General features: G+C 69.5%; 7 protein-coding genes. 3 read left to right on the top strand and 4 right to left on the bottom strand.

All coding sequences use genetic code 11. From position 1 onward, the window contains the following. Positions 1-153, top strand: a 153-nt coding sequence (locus tag AB0C26_RS44035) for an integrase core domain-containing protein (protein WP_360260642.1), incomplete at its 5' end; no start/stop codon positions are given. A gap of 269 nt (positions 154-422) precedes the next feature. Here the strand turns inward: AB0C26_RS44035 and AB0C26_RS44030 are convergent. Then, positions 423-1,034 carry a dihydrofolate reductase family protein gene (locus AB0C26_RS44030; RefSeq protein WP_360260635.1) on the bottom strand — a complete coding sequence of 204 codons (612 nt, stop codon included), beginning with the start codon at positions 1,032-1,034 and terminating at the stop codon, positions 423-425. Between the two features lie 63 nt (positions 1,035-1,097). Next, positions 1,098-3,140 (bottom strand): SpoIIE family protein phosphatase, encoded by a 2,043-nt coding sequence (locus AB0C26_RS44025; RefSeq protein WP_360260632.1) that lies wholly within the window; start codon positions 3,138-3,140, stop codon positions 1,098-1,100. A 113-nt stretch (positions 3,141-3,253) separates the two neighbouring features. Here AB0C26_RS44025 and AB0C26_RS44020 point away from each other — a divergent pair, with 113 nt between their 5' ends. Together AB0C26_RS44020 and AB0C26_RS44015 are read left to right on the top strand one after the other, a co-directional pair. Next, positions 3,254-7,660, top strand: a complete 4,407-nt coding sequence (locus tag AB0C26_RS44020; RefSeq protein ID WP_360260630.1) for a HAMP domain-containing protein — start codon at positions 3,254-3,256, stop codon at positions 7,658-7,660. Beyond that, the gene (locus tag AB0C26_RS44015) at positions 7,653-8,201 is read left to right on the top strand and encodes a response regulator (RefSeq protein ID WP_360260628.1); all 549 of its coding nucleotides are present in this window, start codon (positions 7,653-7,655) and stop codon (positions 8,199-8,201) included. Before AB0C26_RS44020 ends, AB0C26_RS44015 begins: the two co-directional genes overlap by 8 nt. Here AB0C26_RS44015 and AB0C26_RS44010 read toward each other — a convergent pair whose 3' ends face one another. Further along, a complete protein-coding gene (locus tag AB0C26_RS44010) occupies positions 8,202-8,564 on the bottom strand; it encodes a thioredoxin domain-containing protein (protein WP_360260625.1) in 363 nt (120 codons plus the stop codon). Further along, positions 8,522-8,920, bottom strand: coding sequence for a MerR family transcriptional regulator (locus AB0C26_RS44005; protein ID WP_360260623.1), 399 nt, complete (start codon positions 8,918-8,920; stop codon positions 8,522-8,524). The genes AB0C26_RS44010 and AB0C26_RS44005 overlap by 43 nt, the downstream gene beginning before the upstream one ends. Positions 8,921-8,950: the final 30 nt, after the last annotated feature.

The raw sequence follows: 8,950 nt of genomic DNA, 5'->3' as shown, positions 1-8,950 counted from the left end.
TGGATCTACTCAAGGCCCTTCACCAACGGCCAGGACCGCGCCGACGCCCTACCCGGCTGGCTCCACACCTACAACTACCATCGAGCCCACACCGCGCTCGGAGGCAAGCCACCCATCACCCGAGTCAACAACGGTCCTGGTCGCTACACCTAGGCGGCGTTGGGCCGCCCGGTGGCAAGCGTGGGCTGGTTAGCGTTGGGCCGCCCAATAGTGTTCAGGCGTGGGCTGGTCGCGCGGGGCCGCCCAGTGGTGTTCAGGCGTGGGCTGGTCGCGCGGGGCCGCCCAGTGGTGTTCAGGCGTGGGCTGGTCGCGCTGGGCCGCCCAGTTGGTGTTCAGGCGTGGGCCGGTCGGCGCGCGGCCGCCCAGTGGTAAGCGTGGGATGCTCGGCGCGCGAGTGGCTGGTGGTGTTCAGGCGTGGCTGGTCAGTGCAGGACTGCCTGGCGGCGTTCGGTGGCGGCTGGGTGGCGGCCCGGCATGGGGTCGGTGCCGACGGCGTAGGTGAGGTAGGCGAAGCGGCCGATCTGGGCGGTGCCGGTCAAGGCCAGGTGCCGCGCGGTCAGGTGCCGGGGCAGCAGCGGGACGCCTTTGCCGAGGACGACCGGTGCGATGCCCAGGATGATCTCGTCGAGGAGGCCCTGGTCGACGAACTGGCCGACCAGGTCGCCGCCGCCTACCAGCCAGACGTTCTTGCCCTTGGCGGCTACCAGCATGGCCTCGTGTACGCGCTGGACGTCGCCGCTGACCATGAAGATGTTGGCGTCCGGCACCAGCGGCAGTTCGCGGTTGGCGAAGACCCAGCAGGGTGCGTCGCCGTACAGGTCGTGCCAGTTCTGCGGCTCGGCCAGCACGTTGTCGTTCTCCAGCACCCACTCGTAGGTGTTCGCGCCCATGGCGAACGCCCCGACACCCGCGAAGAAGCCGCCGAACGGGTTCTCGGTGCCCCCGTCCACGTCGGCGAGCCAGTCGAGCGAATTGCCTTCGTCGGCGATGTAACCGTCGATGCTCGTGGCCGTGTAGTACTGAGTTTTCGCCATGACAATCACCATGCCACGAGCAACCGGGCGAATGGGGCGAATCAGCCGAGGTGGGGGTCTGGCTCAGGCGTCGTTGCGGAGGACCAGGATGGCGATGTCGTCGCGGGGCTCTTCGACCGAGAAGTTGATGGTGGTGGAGCGCAGGCGGGCGGCCATCACCTCGGCCGGGTAGCCGGCCAGCGGTCCCGCCGCGTCGCGCAGGCGACCCGTGCCGAACAGCTCGCGGCCCCGGCGGCGCTCGGTCACGCCGTCGGTGTAGAAGATCAGGGAGTCGCCGGGCTGCAGGCGTATCTCGGCGTCGGGGGACGAGATCGTCTCCAGCAGGCCGAGCGCCGTGCCTCCCTCGCCCACGAACGACGTCTTGCCGTCCGCGTGGACCAGCACCGCCCGGTCGTGGCCGGCCAGGTGCAGGCAGACCGAGAGCACGCCGTCCTTCTCCCGAGCCACCGACGCCATCGCCAGCGTGCAGTAGCGGCCGCCGCCGCGCTGCACCAGCGTCTTGTTGACCCGGCACAGGATCTCGTTCATCGGCTTGCCGTCGTCGACCAGGATCCGGATCACGTCGCGGACCAGGCCGGTCACCGTCGCCGCCTGCACGCCCTTGCCGGAGACGTCGCCCACCACCACGATCCAGCTGTCCGCGCCCGAGGGCACCACGTCGTAGAAGTCGCCGCCCACCTCGGAGCCGGTCGGCACGTACTCCGCCGCGAAGCCGACACCGTCGACGCGGGGCAGGGTCGGCGGCAGCAGGGAGGCCTGGAGCGTACGGGCGACCTTGTGCCTTTCGTCGTGAATGCGGGCGTTGTCGATGGCCAGGGCGGCCCGGCGGGCCACATCCTCGAGGATCGCCACCTCGTCGGTGTCGTGCCGGATGCGGTGGTGGCGGCCGACCGCCAGCGTGCCGAGCCGGGTGCCCCGGGCCACCAGCGGCACCGCGAAACCCTCGGCCGGTGGCGGCAGCATCACCTGGGTGCCGAGGCGGGACGCCTCCTCGAGCCGGGCCAGGACCGTGTCGGGGCCGGTCTGGGCCAGCGTCTCGTGCAGCTCGGGCAGCACGCTCTCGTCGGTGTGGGTCGCCGCCGCCAGCTGGAGGTGGCCCCAGGCGTCGGTCGTGTGCACCGCGCACCACTGGCCCAGCCGGGGCACCACCAGCTGCGGGATCAGCGCCATGGTCAGGTTGACGTCGAGCGACTGGGCCAGCAGCTCGCTGGCCTCGGCCAGGAAGGTGAGCCACGTCTGCCGGCGCAGGTCGGTGCGGCGCAGGCGGTCGTTCTCCAGGTGGAGCGAGAACCGCTCGGCCACCATCGTGGCCAGCGGCTGGGCGTAGCCCACGGGGGAGGCGTCGAGCTCGAGCTCACCCGCGTACGGCCGGTTCACCGACAGCGGCACCCTGATCGTCTCGGCGTCGTCGCGCGGGGCGCGGCCGTACCGGGCCAGCAGCTGCCGTCCGCCGCCGTCGCCGCGGTCGAGCCGGATGACGCCGCCGGCCGCGCCGGTCAGCCGGGCCAGCTGGGCGAGCAGGCCGGCCGCGAACTCGGCCAGGCCGTCCTCGCTCGGCCGCTCGGGGCTGACGTGGAGCAGCGATGTGAGCGCGCCCGCGCTCGGCGTGCCACCCTCGATCTCCTGGGAGACCGCCGGCACCACGGCCGCGGTGGTCTGGCCGGTCGTGGTGCCCTCGAGGCGGAACCAGACGCCCTTGCCGGTGCCCTCGTGCACGGTGCCCCAGCGGCTGGCGAAGTGGTCGACCAGCAGCAGGCCGCGCCCGCGCTCGGCGACCTCGCCGATGTCGGGGCTCTCGTTGCGCGGGCCGACGGCCAGCTGTTCGACCGGGCCGGGCGCGAAGTCGGTGACGGTGACGGTGAGACCTGTCGCGTCGGCCCGTACCTCGATGTCGAGCTCGGTGTTGGCGTGCACGACCGCGTTCGTGGAGAGCTCCGTGGTCAGCAGCAGGGCCTCGTTGAGCAGGGAATCGAGTCCGGCTTCCTCGAGGACCGAGCGCACCAGGGCGCGCGCCGCCGCCGGCGTACGCCGGTCGTTGGGCAGGCGAACGCGCCGGACCAGCCCGCCCGCCGGACTGTCCGAGATCTCCCCGGCCTCCGCTGACACGCATGCATCCTCTCCTGAGGATGGGCCTGTGCACAAAGTCGTGTCTCGCATTGACCCGGTCGGGCGAGAGAGGATAGGGCGGCCCACGCAGTTGGACAGCGAGTGAGGACAGCATGACCGCCGCCAAGGAAGTCAGCGTCGGTGCACCCGACGACACCGCCGTGCTCGGTGAGCTCGCCGACGCGCTCCGGCGGGTTCGCCGCGGCGATCTCAAGGTTCGGCTGCCCCGCCGGAGCGGGATGGCCGGTGAGGTCGCGGACGCGTTCAACGAGGTCGTGTCGCTCCAGGAGCGGCAAAATCTCGATCTGCGGCGGATCAGTCGCATCGTCGGACGGGACGGCCGGCTCACCGAGCGTCTTGACGACGAGGGCCTCGACGGGGCCTGGGCCGACAGCGTCCGATCGGTGAACGCCCTGATCGACGACCTCGGCCGGCCGACCACCGAGATCTCCCGGGTCATTGTCGCCGTCGCTGAGGGTGACCTCTCGCAGCACATGGCACTCGAGATGGACGGGCGACCCCTTCGGGGTGAATTCCTGCGCATCGGCCGCACGGTGAACACGATGGTCGACCAGCTGTCGTCGTTCGCCGACGAGGTGACGCGGGTGGCCCGCGAGGTCGGCACCGAGGGCGAGCTCGGCGGTCAGGCCGACGTCCGTGGTGTCGCCGGCACGTGGAAGGACCTGACCGACTCCGTCAACACGATGGCGTCGAACCTGACTCACCAGGTGCGATCGATCTCACAGGTCGCCACGGCCATGGCCCGCGGCGATCTGTCGCAGAAGATCACGGTTTCCGCCCGGGGCGAGGTGGCCGAGCTGGCCGACACCATGAACGGGGTGACCGACACGCTGCGCCTGTTCGCCGAGCAGGTCACCCGGGTGGCGCGCGAGGTGGGCACCGAGGGCAAGCTGGGCGGTCAGGCCGAGGTGCCGAACGTCGCCGGTACGTGGAAGGACCTGACCGATTCGGTCAACTCGATGGCGTCCAACCTGACGAGCCAGGTCCGTAACATCGCCCAGGTCTCCACGGCGGTGGCCAAGGGTGACCTGTCGCAGAAGATCACGGTGGCCGCGCAGGGCGAGATCCTCGAGCTCAAGGACACCGTGAACACGATGGTGGACCAGCTGTCGTCGTTCGCCGACGAGGTGACCCGGGTGGCCCGCGAGGTCGGCACCGAGGGCAAGCTGGGCGGTCAGGCCCAGGTCAGAGGCGTTTCCGGTACGTGGCGTGAGCTCACCGAGAACGTCAACCAGCTGGCCGCCAACCTCACCGACCAGGTACGCAACATCGCCCAGGTCTCCACGGCGGTGGCCAAGGGCGACCTGTCCCAGAAGATCACGGTGGACGCCCGGGGCGAGATCCTGGCCCTGAAGAACACGATGAACACGATGGTCGACCAGCTCTCGTCGTTCGCCGACGAGGTGACGCGGGTGGCCCGCGAGGTGGGCTCGGAGGGCAAGCTGGGTGGCCAGGCCCAGGTGAAGGGCGTCTCCGGCACCTGGCGCGACCTGACCGACAACGTCAACTACATGGCGTCCAACCTGACCAGCCAGGTCCGCAACATCGCCTCGGTGACCACGGCCGTGGCCAAGGGTGACCTGTCGCAGAAGATCACGGTCGATGCCCGGGGCGAGATCCTCGAGCTGAAGTCGACGGTGAACACGATGGTCGACCAGCTGTCCTCGTTCGCCGACGAGGTGACGCGGGTGGCCCGCGAGGTCGGCACCGAGGGCAAGCTCGGCGGTCAGGCCCAGGTTCGCGGGGTCGCCGGCACGTGGCGCGACCTCACCGACAACGTCAACTCGATGGCCTCCAACCTGACGGCCCAGGTCCGTAACATCGCCCAGGTCTCGACGGCGGTGGCCAAGGGCGACCTGTCGCAGAAGATCACGGTCGACGCCCAGGGCGAGATCCTCGAGCTCAAGAACACCGTGAACACCATGGTCGACCAGCTCTCGTCGTTCGCCGACGAGGTCACCCGAGTGGCCCGCGAGGTGGGCTCGGAGGGCAAGCTCGGCGGTCAGGCCCAGGTGCGCGGCGTGGCCGGCACGTGGCGCGATCTCACCGACAACGTGAACTACATGGCGTCCAACCTGACGGCCCAGGTCCGCAACATCGCCTCGGTGACCACGGCCGTGGCCAAGGGTGACCTGTCGCAGAAGATCACGGTCGACGCCCGCGGCGAGATCCTGGAGCTCAAGGACACCGTCAACACGATGGTCGACCAGCTCTCGTCGTTCGCCACCGAGGTGACCCGGGTCGGCCGCGAGGTCGGCGTCGAGGGCAAGCTCGGCGGTCAGGCCCAGGTCAAGGGCGTTTCCGGTACGTGGCAGGACCTGACCGACAACGTCAACCAGCTCGCCTCCACGCTGACCATCCAGCTGCGCGCGATCGCCGAGGTGTCCACCGCCGTGACCCGCGGTGACCTGACCCAGAGCATCGCGGTCGAGGCGCAGGGCGAGGTCGCCGAGCTCAAGGACAACATCAACCAGATGATCGTCACCCTCCGGGAGACGACGAAGGCCAACGCCGAGCAGGGCTGGCTCGACTCGAACCTGGCCCGCATCGGCGGCCTGCTCCAGGGGCAGCGCGACCTCGGCGAGGTCTGCCGCATGATCATGACCGAGGTGACGCCGCTGGTCGACGCCCAGCTCGGCGCGTTCTTCCTGGTCGACAACGAGCAGGCGGTGATGCGGCTGAGGCTGGCCGCCTCGTACGGCTATGTCGCCCGTAATCACGAGGTCACCTTCGGGCCCGGCGAAGGCCTGGTCGGCCAGGCCGCGGTCTCCCGCCGGACGATCCGGGTCCGCGCCACCCACGACGGCATCCTCACCATGCGCTCCGGACTCATGTCGATGCCGCCGAACGACCTGGTGGTGCTTCCGGTTCTGTTCGAGGGGGAGATGCTGGGCGTGATCGAGTTCGCCTCGGTCGCCGCCTTCTCGGGGCTGCACCTCACGTTCCTGGAGCGCCTCGTCTCGACGATCGGGATCGCTCTCAACACCATTCAGGCCAACCGGCGTACGGAGGAACTGCTCTCCCAATCGCAGCGGCTGGCCCGCGAGATGCAGGACCAGTCGGCCGAGCTGCAGCGCACCAACGCCGAGCTCGAGGACAAGGCCCAGCTGCTGAGCGACCAGAAGGCCAACATCGAGACCAAGAACCGGGAGATCGAGCAGGCCCGGCGCGGTCTGGAGGAGAAGGCGCAGCAGCTCTCGCGCGCGAGCGCGTACAAGTCGGAGTTCCTGGCCAACATGAGCCACGAGCTGCGCACCCCGCTCAACTCGCTGCTGCTGCTGGCCCGCCTGCTGGCCGACAACGCCGACACCAACCTGACCGAGAAGCAGATCGAGTTCGCCCGCACGATCCACAGTGCCGGCTCCGACCTGCTGTCGCTGATCGACGACATCCTCGACCTCGCCAAGATCGAGGCCGGCCGGATGGACGTCGAGCCCGACCAGGTCGACTTCGACGGCGTACGCAGCTATGTCGAGCAGGCGTTCGCGCCGCAGGCCGAGGAGAAGGGCCTGCAGTTCCGGGTCCAGGTCGAGAACGGGCTGCCGTCCTCGATCGTCACCGACCCGCAGCGCCTCCAGCAGATCCTGCGCAACCTGCTGTCGAACGCGGTCAAGTTCACCGACAAGGGATCGGTGACGCTGAACATCTTCGCGGCGCCGGCCACCACCGATTTCGACGTGCCGGCGCTGGCCTCGGCCCAGCAGGTGATCGCGTTCTCGGTCAGCGACACCGGCATCGGCATCAACGACGAGAAGCTGGCCATCATCTTCGAGCCGTTCCAGCAGGCCGACGGCACGACCACCCGCAAGTACGGCGGCACCGGCCTGGGCCTGTCGATCAGCCGCGACCTGGCCGCCCTGCTCGGCGGCACGATCGTGGTGTCCTCGCGGCCGGGTGAGGGCTCGACCTTCACCTTGTACATGCCGGACGCGCTGAGCGCCGAGGGCATCCCGGCCATCGCCCTGCCGACCCTGCCCACGGCGACCGTCGTGGTGCAGCCGGCGGCGGCCTCGCTCGACATGCCGCTGATGGAGATGCCGGTGCTCAGCCAGCGGGCCGACATCGAGAGCCACGTGGTGACCCCGGCCAGCCGCCAGCTCGACGGGGCCACGGTGCTGATCGTCGACGACGACGTCCGTAACGTGTTCGCCCTGACCAGCGCCCTCGAGATGCACGGCCTGAACGTCCTGTACTCGGACAACGGCGTCGACGGGGTCCGCGTGCTGGCCGAACACCCCGAGATCGACATCGTCCTGATGGACGCGATGATGCCCGACCAGGACGGGTACGAGACGACCCGCGGAATCCGCCGAAACCAGCGCTTCCAGGACCTCCCGGTAGTGTTCCTGACGGCGAAGGCGATGCCCGGGGACCGGGAGTCGGCCCTCGCGGCGGGCGCCAGTGACTACATCACCAAGCCCGTCGATCTCGACGAGCTGATCGAGCTGATGGCCCGTTGGGTGAACGCGGACCCCGAGGAAAGGATCACGCGTGGCTGAGCGTGCCAAGGCCCTGCTCGTCGACGACCGGAAGGACAATCTGCTCGCGCTGGAAGCGATCCTCCAGGGCCTGCCGGTGACCCCGGTGGCCGTGCAGAGTGGCGAGGCGGCGCTGAAACAGCTGCTCACCGACGATTTCGCGGTCATCCTGCTGGACGCCCAGATGCCCAACATGGACGGTTTCGAGACGGCCAGCCACATCAAGCGGCGGGAACGGACCCGGCACGTGCCGATCCTGTTCCTCACCGCCGCCGACCGGGACGCTCAGCTGGCGCTCCGGGGCTACGCGGTGGGCGCCGTCGATTACCTGACCAAGCCGTTCGACCCGTGGGTGCTGCGGGCCAAGGTGTCCATCTTCGTCGAGCTCTGGACGAAATCGCAGCAACTGAAGGCTCAGGCCGACGCGACCCGCGAGCGGGAGTCACAGTGGCAGCGGCTGACCGAGACGGTCGACGAGGCGGCGCGCGTGCTGCGCTCCGGCGGTGAGGACGCCGCCGCCGAAGCGCTCGCGCTGTTGGAGAAGGCCCGCTGGGGCAATTAACTACACATTGGCGTACGGGGTGAGAGCGTTCGCCAGGAGCAGTCGCAGGACTGACTTCGGGCGGGCGCCGACCGTCGCGCTGACCAGCGTGCCGTTGTCGTAGACGAGCAGGGTCGGCAGCGACATGATCCGGTGGGCCCGGGCGGTCTCGGGGTTCTCGTCGGCGTTCAGGGTGTAGATCCGCAACTTGCCGTCGAACTCGGGGGCGAGTTCGGCCAGGGTGCGGGCCATCGGGCCGCAGGGCGGGCACCACTCGGCCCAGACGTCGACGACGACCGGGGTGGTGGCGTCGCGGATCGTCTCGGCGAAGGTGGCATCGGTCAGGGCTGGCAGATGGTTGTGGGGCTCAGCATGGTCTGGCACAGGGGCTCCTCGACGGCCTCGTTCAGCTGGGCGCGCAGACGCTGCCGGAGGTCGGTGAGCTGCCCGATGTAGCCGTCCACTTCGGCCAGCTTGCGGCGCAGCACCTCGACCGAGTCGGGACAGACATGTCCTGATTCGTTGCCGGCGCGAAGGCACGCGACGAAGGGCTTGATGTCCTCGAGACCGAAGCCGGCCGCCAGCAGCGAGCGGATCTCGTACACGACGCGCAGCTCGGCGTCCTCGTACTGGCGATATCCGTTCGCGTCGCGGCCGGCGTGGACCAGACCGTGCTGCTCGTAGTAGCGCAGCGTCCTCGTGCTGGTGCCGGCCTTCTCGGCCAGCTCTCCGATCAACATCGGCGCCCCCCATCCGTCAACTGACGTTAG

Origin of the sequence: Actinoplanes sp. NPDC048796, assembly GCF_040650035.1 — a bacterium.
GTDB lineage: Bacteria > Actinomycetota > Actinomycetes > Mycobacteriales > Micromonosporaceae > Actinoplanes.
The sequence above is the reverse complement of the archived record's forward strand: the minus strand, read 5'-3'. Positions and strand labels throughout refer to the sequence as shown.